13 protein-coding genes are annotated in these 17524 nt (G+C 64.7%); 10 read left to right on the forward strand and 3 right to left on the reverse strand.

The window, feature by feature from the left end:
* The first annotated feature begins 256 nt into the window (after positions 1 to 256).
* The 7 genes from ACZM22_RS00005 to sufU all read left to right on the forward strand — a co-directional run bounded on the left by ACZM22_RS00005 (position 257) and on the right by sufU (position 6705).
* The gene (locus tag ACZM22_RS00005; protein WP_484424731.1) at positions 257 to 733 is read left to right on the forward strand and encodes an RNA polymerase sigma factor; all 477 of its coding nucleotides are present in this window, start codon (positions 257 to 259) and stop codon (positions 731 to 733) included.
* Positions 730 to 1836 carry a hypothetical protein gene (locus ACZM22_RS00010; protein ID WP_489542681.1) on the forward strand — a complete coding sequence of 369 codons (1107 nt, stop codon included), beginning with the start codon at positions 730 to 732 and terminating at the stop codon, positions 1834 to 1836. Before ACZM22_RS00005 ends, ACZM22_RS00010 begins: the two co-directional genes overlap by 4 nt.
* Before the next feature lie 136 nt (positions 1837 to 1972).
* Positions 1973 to 2719 (forward strand): Fe-S cluster assembly ATPase SufC, encoded by a 747-nt coding sequence (gene sufC, locus ACZM22_RS00015; protein ID WP_489542682.1) that lies wholly within the window; start codon positions 1973 to 1975, stop codon positions 2717 to 2719.
* A gap of 14 nt (positions 2720 to 2733) precedes the next feature.
* On the forward strand, positions 2734 to 4140 hold the full coding sequence (sufB, locus tag ACZM22_RS00020; protein ID WP_489542683.1) for a Fe-S cluster assembly protein SufB: 1407 nt from the start codon (positions 2734 to 2736) through the stop codon (positions 4138 to 4140).
* Positions 4141 to 4159: 19 nt separating this feature from the next.
* Entirely contained in the window at positions 4160 to 5056 is an 897-nt protein-coding gene (locus ACZM22_RS00025; RefSeq protein WP_489542684.1) for a SufB/SufD family protein, read from the forward strand.
* Position 5057: 1 nt separating this feature from the next.
* On the forward strand, positions 5058 to 6272 hold the full coding sequence (locus tag ACZM22_RS00030) for an aminotransferase class V-fold PLP-dependent enzyme (protein ID WP_489542685.1): 1215 nt from the start codon (positions 5058 to 5060) through the stop codon (positions 6270 to 6272).
* Positions 6262 to 6705, forward strand: coding sequence for a Fe-S cluster assembly sulfur transfer protein SufU (gene sufU / locus ACZM22_RS00035; RefSeq protein ID WP_489542686.1), 444 nt, complete (start codon positions 6262 to 6264; stop codon positions 6703 to 6705). Before ACZM22_RS00030 ends, sufU begins: the two co-directional genes overlap by 11 nt.
* 120 nt (positions 6706 to 6825) lie before the next feature.
* Here sufU and ACZM22_RS00040 read toward each other — a convergent pair whose 3' ends face one another.
* From ACZM22_RS00040 to ACZM22_RS00050, 3 genes are read right to left on the reverse strand one after another with little or no spacing between them, the layout of a single operon-like run.
* The gene (locus ACZM22_RS00040; RefSeq protein WP_489542687.1) at positions 6826 to 7857 is read right to left on the reverse strand and encodes a flavodoxin family protein; all 1032 of its coding nucleotides are present in this window, start codon (positions 7855 to 7857) and stop codon (positions 6826 to 6828) included.
* Between the two features lie 13 nt (positions 7858 to 7870).
* A complete protein-coding gene (locus ACZM22_RS00045; protein WP_489542688.1) occupies positions 7871 to 8815 on the reverse strand; it encodes a lactate dehydrogenase in 945 nt (314 codons plus the stop codon).
* A gap of 28 nt (positions 8816 to 8843) precedes the next feature.
* Positions 8844 to 13607 (reverse strand): nucleotidyl transferase family protein, encoded by a 4764-nt coding sequence (locus ACZM22_RS00050; protein WP_489542689.1) that lies wholly within the window; start codon positions 13605 to 13607, stop codon positions 8844 to 8846.
* 294 nt (positions 13608 to 13901) lie between these two features.
* Between ACZM22_RS00050 and ACZM22_RS00055 the strand changes: the two genes are divergently transcribed.
* The 3 genes from ACZM22_RS00055 to ACZM22_RS00065 are packed head-to-tail and all read left to right on the forward strand — an operon-like array spanning position 13902 to position 17513.
* A complete protein-coding gene (locus ACZM22_RS00055; RefSeq protein ID WP_489542690.1) occupies positions 13902 to 15230 on the forward strand; it encodes an efflux RND transporter periplasmic adaptor subunit in 1329 nt (442 codons plus the stop codon).
* Complete coding sequence (locus ACZM22_RS00060; RefSeq protein WP_483267634.1) at positions 15227 to 15913, forward strand: ABC transporter ATP-binding protein; 687 nt, start codon at positions 15227 to 15229, stop codon at positions 15911 to 15913. The genes ACZM22_RS00055 and ACZM22_RS00060 overlap by 4 nt, the downstream gene beginning before the upstream one ends.
* Positions 15906 to 17513: a hypothetical protein gene (locus ACZM22_RS00065; protein ID WP_484438659.1), complete on the forward strand. Its 1608-nt coding sequence runs from the start codon at positions 15906 to 15908 to the stop codon at positions 17511 to 17513. Before ACZM22_RS00060 ends, ACZM22_RS00065 begins: the two co-directional genes overlap by 8 nt.
* The last annotated feature ends 11 nt before the right edge of the window (positions 17514 to 17524 follow it).

The raw sequence follows: 17524 nt of genomic DNA on the forward strand, positions 1-17524 counted from the left end.
ACGAAAATTTGTCCCCCCCCCCGTGTCCGTAAGAAGAAAGCATCCGTCCCCCACGCGCAGACTCCCTGAGACGGAGCCGCCATCGGAAGCGTAAAAAGCACGGCATGACGCGAATGCCCCGCGCCATGCCGTGCTTTTCGTTTTCCACATGATATCCTCATTCCCGGGAATAAAAAATTTTTTGTCGATGAAACATTTCGCCGCCCCCGCGTGTATGTAGTATGAAGGGCCTTTCAGACAGCAAGGAGATCGATCTATGACAGAGCAACAGTTTTCCCCTCTGGCAGAGCGATATATGGATACGGTGTTCCGGGTGGCGTACAGCTATCTGCGCTCCCCCGCCGACGCCGACGATGTGACCCAGGACGTGCTGCTGCAGCTGTACAAAACGGACAAGGCGTTCGATGACGACGCCCATGTGAAGAACTGGCTGATCCGCGTTACGGTCAATCGGTGCAAAAATATACTCCGCGCCCCGTGGCACAGGACGGAGGACATCGCCGACTATGAAAACAGCCTGACCTTTGAGGAGCCTCAGTGTCAGGAGCTGTTTGAGGCGGTGATGGCTCTGGACCGGCGCTACCGCGTGCCGGTGCTGCTGTACTATTACGAGGGCTACCGCCAGAAGGAGATCGCCGGCCTCATGGACATACCGGAGGAAACGGTGCGCACACGGCTGGCCCGCGCCAGAGAGAAGCTGAAGTACATTTTATCGGAGGTGCCGCAGACATGACAGAGCATGAACTTTTCCAAAAGACCTTCTCCACACTGCACGCCTCCCCCGACACACTGATGGAGGTTCAGAAAACCATGGAGAACAGCAAAAAGACCCACCGCACCCTGCGCAAGGGTGTGGTCATCGCCATCGCCGCCGCCCTGATGCTGACGGTGGCCGCAGCAGCCGGCGTAGTGCATCTCATCAAGGCGGACGTGACTCCCGCCGACGGCGTCAGCGACACCACGCTCCACGCCTTCACCGACGATATGGACGCCTCCACCCCCACGGTGGAGGGCAACTCCGGTGAGCTCATCACCGTACCGGACATGGAGCGTATCCCCGGCGATGTGGAGACGGTGCAGCGCCTGGTGGGCGACTACCTGTCCAAGCTGGACGCCGGCCTCACCGTTGGCAGCACCACCATCACACTGGGGACATTCCTCATCGACGAGAGCGGCTGCGGCATCCTGACCTACGCCGTGGACGATCCCGAGGGCGTGTCCTATGAGGAGGCCGGCTACGGCGAGGTCTACGGCCTGCCGCTGGAGCCCCGCATGTACCTGCGCTCCCCCGACTACCAGCAGGGCGGCAGCGTCAATGTCAAGCTCCACGTGGACAAGACCACCAGCACCGCCACCCATCTGGACGTGGTGGCCTACTTTGCCGCCGGCGAGACGTATCAGAAGGGCGACAACCTCTACTTCACCGTTTACGACGGCGGCGCGGAGGGCAAGGAGCCCTACGCCGTGGCCATCCAGCCCCGCGCCTACGCCCCCGTCCGGACCTTCACCGCCGCCAACGGCGAAACGGCCCGCATCTCCGCCGTGGGCATCACCATGGACAATGCCTCCCCCGCGCAGGAGCTGACCGTTCAGGAGCTGACCCTGCACTATGCCGACGGCTCCTCCTATGTGGTGAGCAGCGACAGCCAGAACCTGATGAACTGGGTGCTGGGCTACATCTACGGCGACAGTGACGCCGCCCCCTTCGCCCACGCGGTATACATCTTCAACCGTATGGTGGACGTGGAGACCGTTACCTCCGTGTCCCTCGACGGCCGCTGGTTCGACTTCACCGCCGAGCAGCACATCCCCGTGCAGCTGACCTACCTGCCCTGACCCCCTGCGTACCTCCCTGCGGAGCGGCTTTTGCCGCTCCGCTTTTCTTTTTCCATTTCCCTATTGACAAGATAGGCTATTCGTCCTATAATCCCCAGTAGATTAGTAGGTAAATTGTACACAGGAGGCAACGAACATGCAAAAACCGCTTCTTACCATAGAAAACCTGCACGCCGGCGTCGAGGGCAAGGAGATCCTCCGCGGCGTGGACCTCACCATCGGCGCAGGGGAGACCCACGTCCTGATGGGCCCCAACGGCACCGGCAAGTCCACCCTTGGCTGCGCCATCACCGGCAGCCCCGCCTATACCGTCACCGTCGGCCGCATCCTGTTCGACGGCGAGGACATCACCCAGCTTCCCGTCAACGAGCGTGCCAGACGCGGCATTTTTCTGTCCTTCCAGAACCCGCTGGAGGTCCCCGGCGTCACCCTCAGCGCCTTCATCCGCACGGCGCTGGAGCAAAAGACCGGCAGCCGCCTGCGCCTGTGGGACTTCAAGAAAAAGCTGAAGGACGCCATGGCCCTGCTGGATATGGACGAGAGCTACGCCGACCGCGACCTGAACGTGGGCTTCTCCGGTGGTGAGAAGAAGAAGGCCGAGATATTGCAGATGCTGATGCTGGAGCCTCGCCTGGCCATTCTGGACGAGACGGACTCCGGCCTGGATGTGGACGCGGTACGCACCGTGTCCCACGGCGTCCGCCTCTACCGCGAGCAGCAGCATGGCGCGCTGCTCATCATCACCCACAGCACCCGCATTCTGGAATCCCTGCCGGTGGACGCCGCCCACGTCATGGAAAGCGGCGTCATCGTAAAGAACGGCGGGCCGGAGCTGGTGGACACCATCAACGAAAAGGGCTTCACCGGCCTTCAGCAGCAGTGAACGGAGGTGCCGTCATGCGCGAAAAGACCTATGTAGACGACATCGACCGCAGCGTATACGACATCCGGGACGCGGAGCACGATGCCTACCGCATGGAGGCGGGCCTGACCCCCGCCATCGTGGAAAAGCTGTCTCGGGAGAAGAACGACCCCGTCTGGATGCAGCAGTTCCGTCTCCACTCCCTGCAAATTTACAACGAGACGCCGCTGCCGGACTGGGGCCCGTCGCTGGAGGGTCTGGACATGGACCATATCGCCACCTACGTCCGGCCCAACACAAAAATGCAGAACGACTGGAAAAACGTGCCTCAGGACATCAAGGATACCTTTGAGCGTCTGGGCATTCCCGAGGCGGAGCGCAAGTCTCTGGCCGGCGTGGGCGCCCAGTACGATTCCGAGCTGGTGTACCACAATGTCCGCGCCGAGGTGGCAGCTCAGGGCGTGGTCTATACCGACATGGAGAGCGCGCTCCACGGCGAGTACGCCGACATGGTGCGCAAGTACTTTATGAAGCTGGTGCCCCCCACCGACCACAAGTTCGCCGCGCTCCACGGCGCGGTGTGGTCCGGCGGCTCCTTCGTGTACGTCCCCAGGGGCGTGCAGGTGTCCATCCCTCTCCAGTCCTACTTCCGGCTGAACGCCAAGGGCGCCGGCCAGTTCGAGCACACCCTCATCATCGTGGACGAGGGGGCCAGCCTCCACTTCATCGAGGGCTGCTCCGCCCCCAAGTACAACGTGGCCAACCTCCACGCCGGCTGCGTGGAGCTGTACGTCAGGAAGAACGCCAAGCTGCGCTATTCCACCATCGAAAACTGGTCCAAGAACATGTATAACCTCAACACCAAGCGGGCGCTGGTAGAGAAAGGCGGCGTCATCGAGTGGGTGTCCGGCTCCTTCGGCTCCCACACCGGCTGTCTCTACCCCATGAGCGTCCTGAAGGGCGACGGCTCCCGCATGACGTTCACCGGCGTCACCTTCGCCGGCGCGGGGCAGGATCTGGACACCGGCGCCAAGGTGGTCCACATCGGCAAAAATACCAGTTCGTATATGAACACCCGCTCCATCAGCAAGAGCGGCGGCGTCAGCACCTTCCGCAGCAGCGTGGTGGTGGAAAAAACCGCCAGGGGCGCCAAGTCCTCGGTATCCTGTCAGTCCCTGATGCTGGATTCGGAGTCCCGCTCCGACACCATCCCCGCCATGGATGTCCGCACCCGTGACGCCGCCATCGGCCACGAGGCCCGCATCGGCAGCATCAGCGGCGACGCCGTGTTCTATCTCATGAGCCGCGGCCTGACGGAGGAGGACGCCCGGGCCCTGATCGTCAGCGGCTTTGCCGACAACGTCTCCAAGGAGCTGCCGGTGGAATACGCCGTGGAGATGAACAACCTCATCCGCCTTGAGATGAAGGGCAGCATCGGCTAAGCGGGAAAGGAGTCTGTAAATGGAAACGATTCTGGTAAATAAACTGCCCACCCGCACCTGGAACCGGCTGGGCGTCAACGAAACGGCCCTCCTCTGGGACGAAGCGGGCGCCGTGGACGGCGGCACGGAGGTGCTGTCCGCCGACGGACGGCTGGAGCTGTCCGCCGATGCCCCCTACGCCCGCAGAACGGTGGAGATCACCGCCGCCCGGGGCCAGCGCGTCACCGTGTACGAGATGTTCCGCGGCGGCGATCACCTCCATGTCCGGACGGTGCTGCGGCCCGAAAGGGGCGCGGTCATCCGTCTGGTGCAGGTGCAGGTCATGGATGAGCACGCCGTCCTGCGCAGCGAGGTCTCGGCCCACTGTCCGGAGGGCAGCTCCGTGGAGCTGTACCGTCTGCTTCCCGGCCGGGGCGACACCTACGCCGACGACCGGCTGACGCTGGCCGACGGTGCGTCCCTGAAGGCCGCCATGGGCTATCTGGGCCGGAAGCAGCAGGTCATCGACCTGAATCTGGCCGTGGACCATGTGGGCCGGAACACCCGCAGCGACATCGACGTGTCCGGCGCTCTGTCCGACAGCGCCAAAAAGGTGTTCCGCGGCACCATCGACTTCAAGAACGGCTCCGCCGGCTCCACCGGCAGCGAGCAGGAGACGGTGCTGCTGCTGGGCGATGATGTGGTGAACAGGACCGTGCCCCTGATCCTCTGCGCCGAGGAAAACGTGGAGGGCACCCACGGCGCCACCATCGGCGCGCTGGATGACGACACCCTGTTTTACTTTGAGAGCCGCGGCTTCGACCGCGATGCGGCGGAACGCCTGATGGCCCGTGCCGCCGTGGAGCGTCTGGCCCATGATCTGGGCGACGATGCCACCGCCGAGGCGGTGCAGCATGAATTGAACGGAGGTATGTGACATGACCAACGCCTATCGAAAGGATTTCCCCCTGCTGATGGCGCAGGACATCGCCTATCTGGACAACGCGGCCACGGCCCAGCGGCCCCAGTGCGTGCTGGACGCGGTGAACCGCTTTTACTGCGAGCAGAACGCCAACCCCCTGCGGGGCCTGTACCCCCTGAGCGTGGCGGCCACCGATGCCTATGAGAACGCCCGGGCCGCTGTGCGCCGCTTCCTCAATGCCGGAAGCACGTCGGAGATCGTGTTCACCCGCAACACCACCGAGGGTCTGAATCTGGCGGCATACAGCTACGGTCTCAGCCATATCAGGGCCGGTGACGAGGTGGTGGTCTCCATTCTGGAGCATCACAGCGACCTGCTGCCCTGGCAGATGGTGTGCCGCCAGACCGGCGCGGCATTGAAGTTTCTGGAGTGTGAGCCTGACGGCAGTCTGGACCTGAACAGGGCCGAGGCCGTCATTACCGACAAGACGAAGCTGGTGGCCGTGACCCACGTCTCCAATGTCATCGGCCGCGTCAACCCCATCCGACAGCTGGCCGACATAGCTCACCGGCACGGCGCGGTCATCGTGGTGGACGGCGCCCAGAGCACGCCCCACATCCCTGTGGACGTGCAGGCGCTGGACGCGGATTTCCTGGCCTTCTCCGGCCATAAGGTCTACGGCCCCATGGGCATCGGCGTGCTGTACGGCAAGCGTGCCCTGCTGGAGGAGATGCCCCCCTTCCTCACCGGCGGCGAGATGATCGAGTCCGTTACCCGTGAGGGCGCGGTGTTTGCCGAGCTGCCCCATAAATTCGAGGCCGGCACCGTCAACGCCGCCGGCGCGGCGGGGCTCCGCGCCGCCATTGAGTATGTGGAGTCCGTGGGCTTCGACGCCATGCACCGGCAGGAGCTGGCCCTGACGCAGCGGACGCTGACCGGCATGGCCGATATGCCCCATATCCACGTCGTCGGCTCCGACAGAGCCGAGGAGCATAACGGCATCGTCACCTTCACCGTGGAGGGCGTCCACCCCCACGATGTCAGCGAAATTCTGGCCTGCGACGGTGTGGATGTCCGCGCCGGACACCACTGCGCCCAGCCGCTGCTGCAGCATCTGGGATACAGCGCCACGGTGCGGGCCAGCTTCGCCTTCTACAACACGGAAAACGAGGTGGATCGCCTGCTGCAGAGCCTGTCCACCATCAGGGAGCGTATGGGCTATGGAAACTAACCGCTTTTATAACGAGATCCTGACGGAGCACAACCTCCATCCGGAGTTCAAGCACGACCTGCCGGATGCGGACATCGAGCTGGCCGGCGTCAACCCCAGCTGCGGCGATGAGATCCGCCTGAAGCTCAAGACCGACGGCCAGACCATCACCGATGGGGCCTTCGTGGGCAGCGGCTGCGCCGTATCCCAGGCGTCGGCGGACATCATGCTGGGCATGGTCATCGGACGCCCGCAGGATGAGGCGCTCCGCCTCTGTGAGCTGTTCCAGAAGATGATCCGCGGCGAGGCCTCGGAGGATGAGATCGACCATCTGGAGGAGGCCGGCGCTCTGCGTGACGTGGCCCACATGCCGGCGCGGGTAAAGTGCGCCATGCTGGGCTGGCGGACGCTGAACGAGGCCCTCCGCAGCAAACATGACAAGCCAAATTCCTGACGTGATCGTTTCTCCCCAACAGGACAAGGGGCGGATATGCGTTTTTCGCATATCCGCCCCTTGTCCTGTTCTGCTTTTCCCCGTTCTCCCGATTTTTCCTGACAAATCGGGAGGATTTTTTTAATTCTTCATCATGCGCTGCGCAAACTGCGCCGCCTCGTCGGCGATGTGGGGCAGCTTCACAAGGCTCCCCCTCTCGTTGGCCGTCTCCAGCAGACAGAAGTGGGGCGGCAGGAAGAAGGATTTGTTCATATTCAGTGCCGAGATCAGCTGCCGTGCCAGCAGGTCGCCGCCGGAATAGCCGGACACCACCAGCCCGAACAAACGCTTGTCGTAAAAGCGATTCTGGCGGAACAGCGCCGTCATCCGGTTGACGCAGGCCGTGAGATTGGCGGCCAGCGCATCGTTATAATTGGCGCACAGCATCACCAGTGCGTCGCACCGCCGGATGGCGGGATACACCTCCTCCACCATGGGCCCGCCGTAGAAGCAGCCGCCCTGCTCGCCGAAGTGGAGACAGGCGGTGTAGCTGCATCCGTTGCAATCCGCCATGGTGCCGTTGCGCAGGCAGATCTCCTCCACCGTCACCGTGTCCGGCAGGGCGCTTTTCACCAGCTCCCACAGCGCCAGCGTGTTGGAGGTGCTGCGCTGGGAGGCGTGGAGCGCCAGGATGTGCCGGATGGGGGCGGGCTTTTCCCAGTCCGCCAGACGCCCGATGAGCTCGGCCACGGCGGCGTGAAAGGCTGTGACCTCATCGGTGCCGCCGATCTGGGCCTGGGTGCGGAAGTTCCGCAGGGAGCCGGTGGCCTCCACCAGCGGCCGCCCCAGAAAGGCGCAGCCGGACTGGTTGGCGGCGAACACCATGTCCCGCGCCACGTCCTTTGTGTAAAACTCCCCCACGCCGGTGACCACCAGACCCGCCACGCAGCCACGCAGCAGCGTGGTGCTGCGGCGCAGGCGGGAGAGCATCCGGTAATACGCTTCGCTGCAGCCGCCCTCATCCAGCGCCACGGCAAACAGCAGCCGCTGCCCCGTCAGGCCCTCCAGCCCCGCATCGGGGTCGCGGAACACGCTGCCCTCTGGCAGCAGGGGCTCCAGCAGCTCCCGCAGGGGCGGGCTGTACCGGTTCTCCGGCAATAACACCGTCAGCATGGCCCGCACCTCCTCAGTCGATGGCGCGCAGCCGCGCCGCCGTCTCCGCCAGCCGCGCTTCCAGTGCCGGCGGCAGGGTCAGATGCTCCGTCTCGATGGTGCCGTCCGGTGTCAGCCGGTTGCGGCAGCCCATGAAAATATCGTCCATATACACGGAGGAGTAGTGCCACTCCCGCCGCAGCAGGGCCAGCAGGCTCAGCGCACCGGAGCTGAGGGCCGGGGCCACGTAGGGCTTGAAGCCCAGCTTCCGCATCTCCAGATTGGCGTGGGCCACCCGCTCCGTCAGTTCACGGGAGAGGGCGTCGTCATAGCGGCCGATGGAATTGGCCAGCACCAGATCCTCCCCGTGGGGTCCGAAGGCGCGGCCCTCCGTGAGGTAGGCGGCAAAGCGGGGGTCCTTGCGGGCGAAGTACAGCGCTCTTGCGTGCATGACGCCCAAGCCGAAGCCCCGCACCTGACAGGGCCGCAGGCCCGTACCGTCCGGCCCGCCGCCCGCCCGCAGCACCGCGCGGCACAGAGGGTCCACCGGATCGCTGACCACGCAGAACAGGCCCTGATACCCCCTGTCCCGCGCCATGCGGGCGTAGGATGCCGCCAGCTCACGGTTCAGTCCGTACTGGGCCATGCGCACGTCGCCGCCGGTGACGGAGGTGTCCGGCACCATGCGGGAGGCGCAGAACAGGAACACGTCCCCGTCAAACAGCTGCTCCGGCGAGATGATCTCCACCGGCGGCAGGGCCGCGCCGGAGGGCGGCTGGATCTGGTTCAGCTCGAACTCCCAGCGCAGGGCCGCATTCTCCCGCACATCGCAGATGCCCATGGACGAGATGACATCCCCGCCCATGAGCCGCAGGCCCAGCAGCAGGGTGCTGCCCACATCGCCCAGGGCCAGCAGGTTCACGCGCACTTTTTCCGGCAGGGCCAGACGCCCTGCCGTAACCTTGTTGAAAAGCTCCATGGTCGTTCTCCTCTCGTATCCATTCGTATCAGTCGCCGGGGCGCATCCGCTTCAGCACCTCGATGTCCCCCTCCAGACAGGCGGAGGCGGCACGGCTGGCATCGTAGGCGATGCAGCCGCCCTTATCAGGGCACAGGGGCAGGATCACCGCCTCGCCCAGACGGTTCAGCGTCAGGGTGCGGGCGTACAGGCTGCGGAACTCCGTTTCCAGCGCCAGCAGGATGTCCCGCGCGTTTTCCAGGCAGCAAAGGCTCAGTTCCCACGCGGTACGGCCGTCCATGGGGCCGAATTCCGGCGAGGCGTAGGGCAGGATGCGGTTCACCGAGGGTTGCAGTCCGCCGGACAGCGGCTCGGCGCGGCGGACGGTGTCGCCGCCGATGAAGGGATACAGCGTGGATTCCACAAACCGCATCCGCAGGTTGGGCAGGTAGTAGATGCCGTCCACCGGATAACCCAACTGCTCCATGAGGTCGCGGCCCATGCCGGTGAGGTAGCCCACCAGCACCTGGTGTACCGGTGTGTGGGTCTCCTCCAGCAGGGGAGCCAGGCGGCGGATGCGCTTGCCGTCGTGGAGCATGTCGTCCACCAGAATGACGGGGCGGTCAAAGGCGCGGATGGTGCGGACCTGATCCGGCAGCGGCGAGTAATCGGGATAGGCTTCGATGGAATAGGTACTGAGGTCCGCCTCGTAGACCTTGTCGGTGCGCAGGGTCTTGGTGACGGTGTTGGGCACCGCCACGCCGCGCAGCAGCTTGCCGTAGGGCACGCAGATGTCGGGGCCCAGCACCCGGGGCGTCGTGGGCTCTGCCGGCACGCTGTTGCACTGGGTGATGCGCTGGAGCAGGCGGTGGTAGATGACGCCGGCAGACAGGCTCAGCACCAGAGAGCCGGGCTGGAGCCGCGTCAGCATGCTCTGCAGGCGGCGGTGGGCCTCGGCGATGGCGGCCTGCACCCGCGGTGACGTGCTGAGGGGGGCTTTGATGGCCGTCTCCACGTTGCGGCTCAGGACGATGGGGCAGCGCATGTCCACGCCCAGGACGTCGCAGCCCTCCCGATGCTGGACAGGCACGAAGCCCTGGAGCTGCGCCAGCTGACGGCCATAGCCGGAAACGGCGCCCTCCAGCGGGCAGTACAGTGCGTAGGTATATTCGCGGCTGAGAGCGGTGGTCAGCACCTCTGTCAGCAGCAGCTGGCCGAAGTCCAGCTGCCGGTCGCCCCGGGGGACGAACAGGCCGCTGACCAGCAGGGTGCGGCCGCCGGCATTCTGCCGGACCACGGCGCTGAGGGCGGCATCGTTCAGGCGGGCAAACAGGTGCTGGGAGTCCAGGCAGCGGTAGGACGCCGCGCCCAGCACATGGCCGCTGACGCCGTCGGTCAGCAGCAGCAGCTCGTCGCCGCTGGCGCGGAGACGCTCCAGCATGGGGCCGCCGTCATCGGGGAAGATCTGGCGCAGCAGCTGCTCCGTCCGGCTCTCCGGCGCGGGGCAGGGCAGGAAGGCCAGATCCTCTGTCCGCAGCACCGGCTTATCCTGGGGCTCCCGCAGGTACAGGCCCCTGCGGTAGATGAACTCCTGAGCCATGGGGTCGATAAGGTTGGACACGTCGCGGTTGGCGTCCACCGCCTCGCGGATGCGGGTGGAGCTGATCTCCTCCAGCTGGGGCGGCAGCGTCAGCTCCAGCACATGGCCGGTGATGCAGGTGTAATCCGCCGGTGCGGCGTCCGGCTCGGTGCGGCGGAAGATCACGTGGTCGAAGGTGTGGATGGAGTCCGGCTGCGGCGGCTTGCGGTAGGAGGAGGCGTTGGCCACCACGTCGCTGCCCACCACGATGGAGACGCCGCGGTCCGGAAACGCCTGACGCAGCTGCCGCAGGTTGGCGGGGTTGGCGATGTTCACCGGAAAATCCTCGGGGAAGATGTGGACGTGGAACTCGTTGGCCACGGACATGGCCGCGATGCGGCGGCGGATACGGGTGGGCTGGGTCCGCTTGGACCACGAGAATTCATCGATGGCCAGCAGCACCTCAAACCCCGCGTCGCGGATGGCGCGGACGATGCCCTTATGAGACAGGGTGAAGGGGTCAAAGGTGCCGGGGAAGAAGGCGATGGGACGGGACGAGCCGAAATCGAAGCCCTCGCGAAACAGCTGCTCCTCCGTCATGAAGCGGTAGAGCCGCCCCAGCATGGCGGCGCGGTAGTAGAATGTGAGGCCGTGATCCGGCTCCTCGTCGTAGGCGGCCAGCAGCTTCCGCTCCGTCAGCACGAAGGCGCGGCATTTCTCGTGGTCGCCCAGCTCCGCGGAGCCGAACACCCTGCGGCCCAGGACGTACAGCGCCTCCTGCCGCACGGCGTCGTCGATGCCGTACAGACCCCGCATCAGCATGCCCAGCAGCCGCTGACGGCGGCGGCGATAGGCTTCGTCCGCCTCGGGAAAGCGGGTACGATAGGTGTCGTAGGCCTCGTAGACCACGCCCACGGTATCCAGCACCGAGGCGGCCACGCGGCTGTCGGCGGCGCTGAGGTTCACCCAGAGGTCGTCCAGCAGCTCATCCAGCTCGGCAGGGGGGAGCCACAGCATAAAGCGGCCCAGATAGTCAGGGATATACTTGGTGAACTCCTGCTGCCCCAGCTCCAGGCCGCGGCACAGCTCCACCGCCACCTCGTTGCGCTGGTCCGCCGTCAGGCGGGGCGCCAGCTCCAGCAGGGCATTACCGGCACTATGGCGCACGGTGACGCGGTCGCTGACCTTGATGAGGTTGGAGAGGTGGGTGGCGATGTGGAGGACAGGGCTGGCGCCGCTGCGGGCAAAATCCGTCAGCAGGCGGATATTGGCCTGCTTGGTGAGCCACGGCGTGGCGGTCTTGAGGTTGTCCAGAAAGATCTCGGACACGGCGTCATCCGCCAGGATGACGGGGGCGCCGCCGGACAGCACGTCCTCCCGCAGCAGGCGCAGGGTGCTGCTGCCGTTGCAGGAGATGTGCTCCAGCGCCCGCAGGGGCGCGGCGGAGCGGGGCGACAGCCGGTGCAGCCGGTCCAGCAGCAGCACGGCGGCGGTGCGTACCTCCACTGAGTCGTGGGTGGACAGCTCCTGAGCGAAGTGCAGCAGCAGGGCCGTGTGGCGGCGGGAATAGGCTGCCGCAGGCAGAGCCGCCGCCGTGTCCAGCAGCTGGAAGGCCACGGTGTCCGCCACCTGTTCGGGGTGGCGATAGTAGGCAAAGAGGGGAGAGAGGAACCGCTCCTCCCGTCCCGCGCTGTGCTGCAGAAGGGAGTTAACGGCGAATTTCAGGGTATAGCCGATCCAGCGGCGGTGCTGGGGCATCAGCTTGTGGTCGGGGTAGATGATCTTCTCCAGATACAGCTTCCACTGGTCCAGATCGGTGATGGCGCGGGGGTCGGGGCGGCGGCCCGCAGGGCGCTCCTTGGCGTAGCCCGCGTGGAAGCCGCCGATGATCTCGCCCAGCAGCGCCGCCGCCTGACGGCGGATGTCGCCCTCGCGGTGCATCAGCAGCTCGTAGAGGAAGGCCAGCGTCTGGACCTTCTGGGGAATATGGAGATACAGGGAGTAGGACTCGAACACGCCCAGATAGGCGCGGAGGCGGCGCCAGTTGGTCTCGCCCCGGGCCAGCTCCAGCAGTTGGGCGAAGCTGCGCTGGCCGGTGAGACGGCTCATCAGTTCCATGTTGTGGCCCACGCACTGCATGGTCAGGGCGTGGAGAGCCTCCTCGTCGGTCATGAGGGCCGTCTGCTTCTGCGGGTGGGGCGGCGTGTCATGGCCCTGCAGCGTCACGTCCACGCCCTTGTCGGCCATGAACTGCTCGAAATCCCGCAGGCGGGCGTAGACCCGCATGTAGCGCTGCCGCTTGGCATCGTCTACGGCGTCCAGTTTCGATAGGATCACGTCGAAAGCCTCCGACAGGGAGGAGATGCGGGTGATCTCCCGCCCATCGGGGCCTACGCTCTGCTTGACGCGGAAGTCCGCGTAGATCAGCAGCAGCGACTCCACAGACAGGTAGTCCGGCTCCAGATCCCAGACGGAGTGGTTGGCGGCCACGTGGCCAATGTCGGTGAGACGGCGGCGGCGGAACCATAGGTCCGTATAGTAATAGTGCAGGTAGGGCACCCGCTCCCCGGGACGGCAGCCGAATTTGCCGATATCGTGTCCGGCGGCGCTGCCGGACACCAGCGCCAGATCCACGGGGATACCGGCGCGGTGCAGGGCGCGGCCCGCCGTCATGGCCACGTGGTGGACGCCGGCGATGTGCTCCAGCGTGCGGTAGGGCGTGGCCTCCAGCCCCAGACGCATCAGCTCATAGACGTACTCCCGCTTCCAACAGCGCAGCATCTGGACGTAGCTGACGGCGCAGGCGCTGCCGGACAGCTCCGCCTCCGTCAGGAGCCGGAACGTCCAGGCGGGGTTCGGCGGCAGCACCTCGTTCTCCGCGGCGAACAGCACCTGCAGCACCGACAGGAAAAACACGGCTCCGGGGCCGAAGGGCTCCGGCGTGTCCCGCTCCGGATACAGCAGGCGGCGGGCAAAGTCGTAGGTATAGGCCAGCCAGCCCTGCTGCGGCGCAGCTCCGCCGCTGAGAGCGTCCAGCTCCGGACGGCACAGGGCCAGCACGTCGGCGCAGCGCAGGCGCCGCCCCTGAAACAGGGGGACAAAGCGCTGCATATAGCCCTCCGTCTCCAGACGGCGGGCAAACGACTCTCCCTGGGGCAGCCAGTCCGCCGCAGGGCGGCCGGTAAGGCGGCGGCGCAGGGCGCTGTTCATCTGACGTATGCGTTTTTTCGTCATAGAGATCCCTCCCGCTTTCAGACGCCGCGCAGACAGAGGCGGCGTATGGGAATGGTGATATTGTATGCCATGGGCCGCCGCGCTGTCAACATTTTCGGCGGCAATCTTAGTCGGGCCTTAATGCTCTGTTCATATTCCGTTCACATTTGCATAGGGCCGCCATGGTAAGATGGAATCAAGCATCTGACGACGCTTTTTCACAAATTCTGCGGAACATTTTTCCGCGGTGCGCCGTCATACATGTATGTGGAATACTGCGGCGCACCGCAGAGGAAAGGCAAAGGAGATAACACCATGAAGAAAGCTGCTTTCATTCTGGCGCTGGCCATGCTGCTGGGCGTGGCCGCCGGCTGCGGTCAGAGCGCCGGCGAAGCATCCGTGCAATCCGTCTCCATGATCTGCGGGCTGGGCTCCGCCGGTATGACGGACCGTTTTGCCGGCGTGGTCAGCGCGCTGGGCGAGACCAACATCAAAAAGGACGACTCCATGACCATCGGCGAGATCAAGGTCAAGGCGGGCGACGCCGTCAACGTGGGCGACGTGCTGTTCACCTATGATATGAGCCAGCTTGAAATCGATTTAGAGGATGCCCAACTGTCTTTGGAGGAGTTGAAGTCTCAGCTGGAAACACAGCAGGAAGAGAAGAAGCAGGCGGAGGACGCGCTGGACGAAACCACGGATGACACCGAGCGCCGTCGGCTGCTGCTGGACATTCGGGGCTATAACAACGAGATGCAGAAAACCAACCGCAGCATCGCCGAAAAGAACCGCGACATCGAGAAGCTGCAGAAGAACATGCAGAACAGCTCCGTGAAGGCGGAGGTGGCCGGCGAGGTCAAGAGCGTCAACGCCAACGGCAGCACCGACAGCAACAACAATCCTCTGCCCCTGATCTCCATCGTGCAGACCGGCGGCTACCGCGTGAAGGGCTACGTCAACGAGAACAACGCATCGGTGCTCAGCGAGGGCATCAGCGTCATCATCCGCTCCCGTGTCAGCGACCAGACGTGGCAGGGCACCATCTCCAGCATCGACTGGAACAACCCTGCCCAGAGCGGCAGCAACTATTACGACAGCGGCAGCAGCGACACCGGTAACTCCAGCAAATACCCGTTCTATGTGGAGCTCAGCAGCAGCGATGGGCTGCTGATGGGCCAGCACGTGTACATCGAGCCGGATCTGGGACAGGGCGCACAGGACGCCAACACCATCCACCTGCCGGCCTACTTCATCAACGACGCGGACTCCTCCCCCTGGGTGTGGGCCCAGAGCAGCAGCGGCAAGCTGGAAAAGCGCAGCGTGACGCTGGGGGAGCATGACGCGGAGCTGGACACCTACGTCGTCACCGACGGGCTGACGGCGTCGGACTACATCGCCTTCCCCGACGAGACGCTGAAGGCCGGCATGACCTGCGTGCCCTACGACGAGAGCACCTTCGATCCCGATAGCAGCAGCGGCATGACGGACGGCGGCATGACGGACGGCGGCATGACGGACGGCGGCATGGCGGACGGCGGCATGGCGGACGGCGGCATGGCGGATATGTCCGGCGCGGATAACGGCGGCGACGTGACCGCGCCCGCTGCGGACGGCGCCGTCACGGACGCACCGGTGGAGGGCTGAGTATGATCCTGGAAATGCACGACATCTGCAAGGACTACCCCATGGGAAAATCCGTGAACCACATTCTCAAGCACATCGACCTTGAGGTGGAGGAGGGGGAGTATCTTGCCATCATGGGGCCTTCCGGCAGCGGTAAGACCACGCTGATGAACCTGATCGGGTGCCTGGACGTGCCCACCAGCGGCAGCTACCTGCTGAACGGGCAGGATATCACCAAGTGCAGTCCCAAGCAGCTGGCGGAGGTGCGGAACAAGGAGCTGGGCTTCGTGTTCCAGTCCTTCAACCTGCTGCCCAAGCTGACAGCGGTGGAGAATGTGGCGCTGCCCCTGCTGTACGGCGGGGTGAAGAAGGCGGAGCGGCTGGAGCGTGCCCGTCAGGCGCTGGAGACGGTGGGCCTGTCCGACCGCGTGGATCACCGGCCGGATCAGCTGTCCGGCGGACAGTGCCAGCGCGTGGCCATCGCCCGGGCCATCGTGGGAAGGCCCAAGCTGCTGCTGGCTGACGAGCCCACCGGCGCGCTGGATTCCGCCAGCGGCGCACAGGTGATGGATCTGTTCCAGCAGCTGCACCAGAGCGGCTCCACCATCATCATGATCACCCACGATCAGGGCATCGCACAGCATGCCCACACCATTATGAACATTCGCGACGGTGTGCTGTCAGGAGGTGCGTTCCATGAGTAAATCCCTGAAAAAGACGCTGCTGATCGTGGGCATTGCCGCAGCCGTGTGCGCCGCCGTATGGGGCGGCCTGACGCTGGCGCGGAACGCCCAGCGCGGCGACGTGAAGGTGTTCGACGTGCCCAGCTTCGCCATGACCGACTACTGGGGCGACACCGCCAACACCAGCGGCACGGTGAGCACCGATAAATTGCAGAAGATCTACCTCTCCCAGAGCCAGACGGTGAGTCAGGTGTACGTGAAAGAGGGGCAGAATGTAAAGAAGGGCGACAAGCTGCTGGCCTACGACACCACGCTGTCTCAGGCGGAGGTGGAGGGCGCCCAGATCCAGCTGGAGCGCATGCAGCTGGAGCTGGAAACAGCCAAGAATAACCTGTCCCTGTACCGCAAGGCGGAGAACCGCGAGGAGCTGCAGAAGGAATATGACCGCGTGGCCGCCATTCTGGAGAAGCTGCGCTCCCAGCAGGACCAGCTGGCCGGACGGGGCTCCCCCGTGAAGCAGGGCCGTCTGGGCGACAGCCTTGGCCAGAGCAAGGATAAGCCCCTGTACTACCAGTGGCTGGAGGATACCCGCACCAAGGAGTACTACCTGACGGACGAAATCATCCGGAACGACATCCTGCCCAAGAGCCGGAACAGCGCCTACGTGGTGCTGGTGACCAGAGCCGGCAACGTGAACAACGGCGCCATCACCTGCTACGGCATGTACATCGTGGCCGAGGACACGGAGACGCCGGTGAAGCTGAAGGTGATGAACGACCTGCCCGCCTATCAGGACGGCTATGTGACCCCCACCACCGCGGAGATCAAGGACCGCGAGGAGCAGCTGGCCACCATCGAGAAGCTGCTGAACGAGTCCCTGACCAAGGAAGAGCTGAAGTCCCTCATCGCCACCACGGAAAAGCAGGTCTACGACGGCCAGCGCTCCGTGAAGCAGGCTCAGATCGGGCTGGACAAGAAAAAGAAGGAGCTGGGCGACGGCACCGTATACAGCGAGATCGACGGCGTGGTCAAGGCCGTGCGGCCGGCGGACGAGGCCTATAACAACAGCGAGCCTGTGGTGGAGGTCTCCGGCGGCGGCGGCTATTACATCACCGGCGCACTGGGCGAGCTGGACCTGGGTAAGGTGAAGCTCGGCGACACGGTGGACATCAGCAGCTGGATGACCGGCGCCAGCTGTCAGGGTGAGATCGTGGAGATCAGCGACTTCCCCACGGACAACAGCAGCAGCTGGGGCGACGGCAACAGCAATGTGTCCTATTATCCCTTTAAGGTATTCGTCTCCGAGGACGCCAACCTGCAGCCCGGAGACTATGTGGATATGTCCTATCAGAAGACCGTCACCACCGACGGCAATACCATCTATCTCCAGACCATGTTCATCCGCACGGAGAACGGCAAGAGCTACGTAATGGCCCGCGGCGACAACGGCAGGCTGGAGAAGCGCTGGGTCCAGACGGGACGCGACCTGTGGGGAAGCTACACCCAGATCCGCGGCGGACTGTCGCTGGAGGACTATGTGGCGTTCCCCTACGGGAAGGACGTGCGGGAGGGCGCCGCCACGGTGGAAGCCAACGCCGACGAGCTATACAACGGACTGTAAGGAGGGCGAAG

The organism is Vescimonas sp. (assembly GCF_057856985.1).

Coding starts and splice junctions, on each gene's coding strand:
- ACZM22_RS00055 (WP_489542690.1), top strand. CDS start 13,902: ATGAAGAAAGCTGCTTTCATTCTGGCGCTGGCCATGCTGCTGGGCGTG.
- ACZM22_RS00025 (WP_489542684.1), top strand. CDS start 4,160: ATGGAAACGATTCTGGTAAATAAACTGCCCACCCGCACCTGGAACCGG.
- sufB (WP_489542683.1), top strand. CDS start 2,734: ATGCGCGAAAAGACCTATGTAGACGACATCGACCGCAGCGTATACGAC.
- sufU (WP_489542686.1), top strand. CDS start 6,262: ATGGAAACTAACCGCTTTTATAACGAGATCCTGACGGAGCACAACCTC.
- ACZM22_RS00045 (WP_489542688.1), bottom strand. CDS start 8,815: ATGGAGCTTTTCAACAAGGTTACGGCAGGGCGTCTGGCCCTGCCGGAA.
- ACZM22_RS00030 (WP_489542685.1), top strand. CDS start 5,058: ATGACCAACGCCTATCGAAAGGATTTCCCCCTGCTGATGGCGCAGGAC.
- ACZM22_RS00050 (WP_489542689.1), bottom strand. CDS start 13,607: ATGACGAAAAAACGCATACGTCAGATGAACAGCGCCCTGCGCCGCCGC.
- ACZM22_RS00040 (WP_489542687.1), bottom strand. CDS start 7,857: ATGCTGACGGTGTTATTGCCGGAGAACCGGTACAGCCCGCCCCTGCGG.
- ACZM22_RS00065 (WP_484438659.1), top strand. CDS start 15,906: ATGAGTAAATCCCTGAAAAAGACGCTGCTGATCGTGGGCATTGCCGCA.
- sufC (WP_489542682.1), top strand. CDS start 1,973: ATGCAAAAACCGCTTCTTACCATAGAAAACCTGCACGCCGGCGTCGAG.
- ACZM22_RS00005 (WP_484424731.1), top strand. CDS start 257: ATGACAGAGCAACAGTTTTCCCCTCTGGCAGAGCGATATATGGATACG.
- ACZM22_RS00010 (WP_489542681.1), top strand. CDS start 730: ATGACAGAGCATGAACTTTTCCAAAAGACCTTCTCCACACTGCACGCC.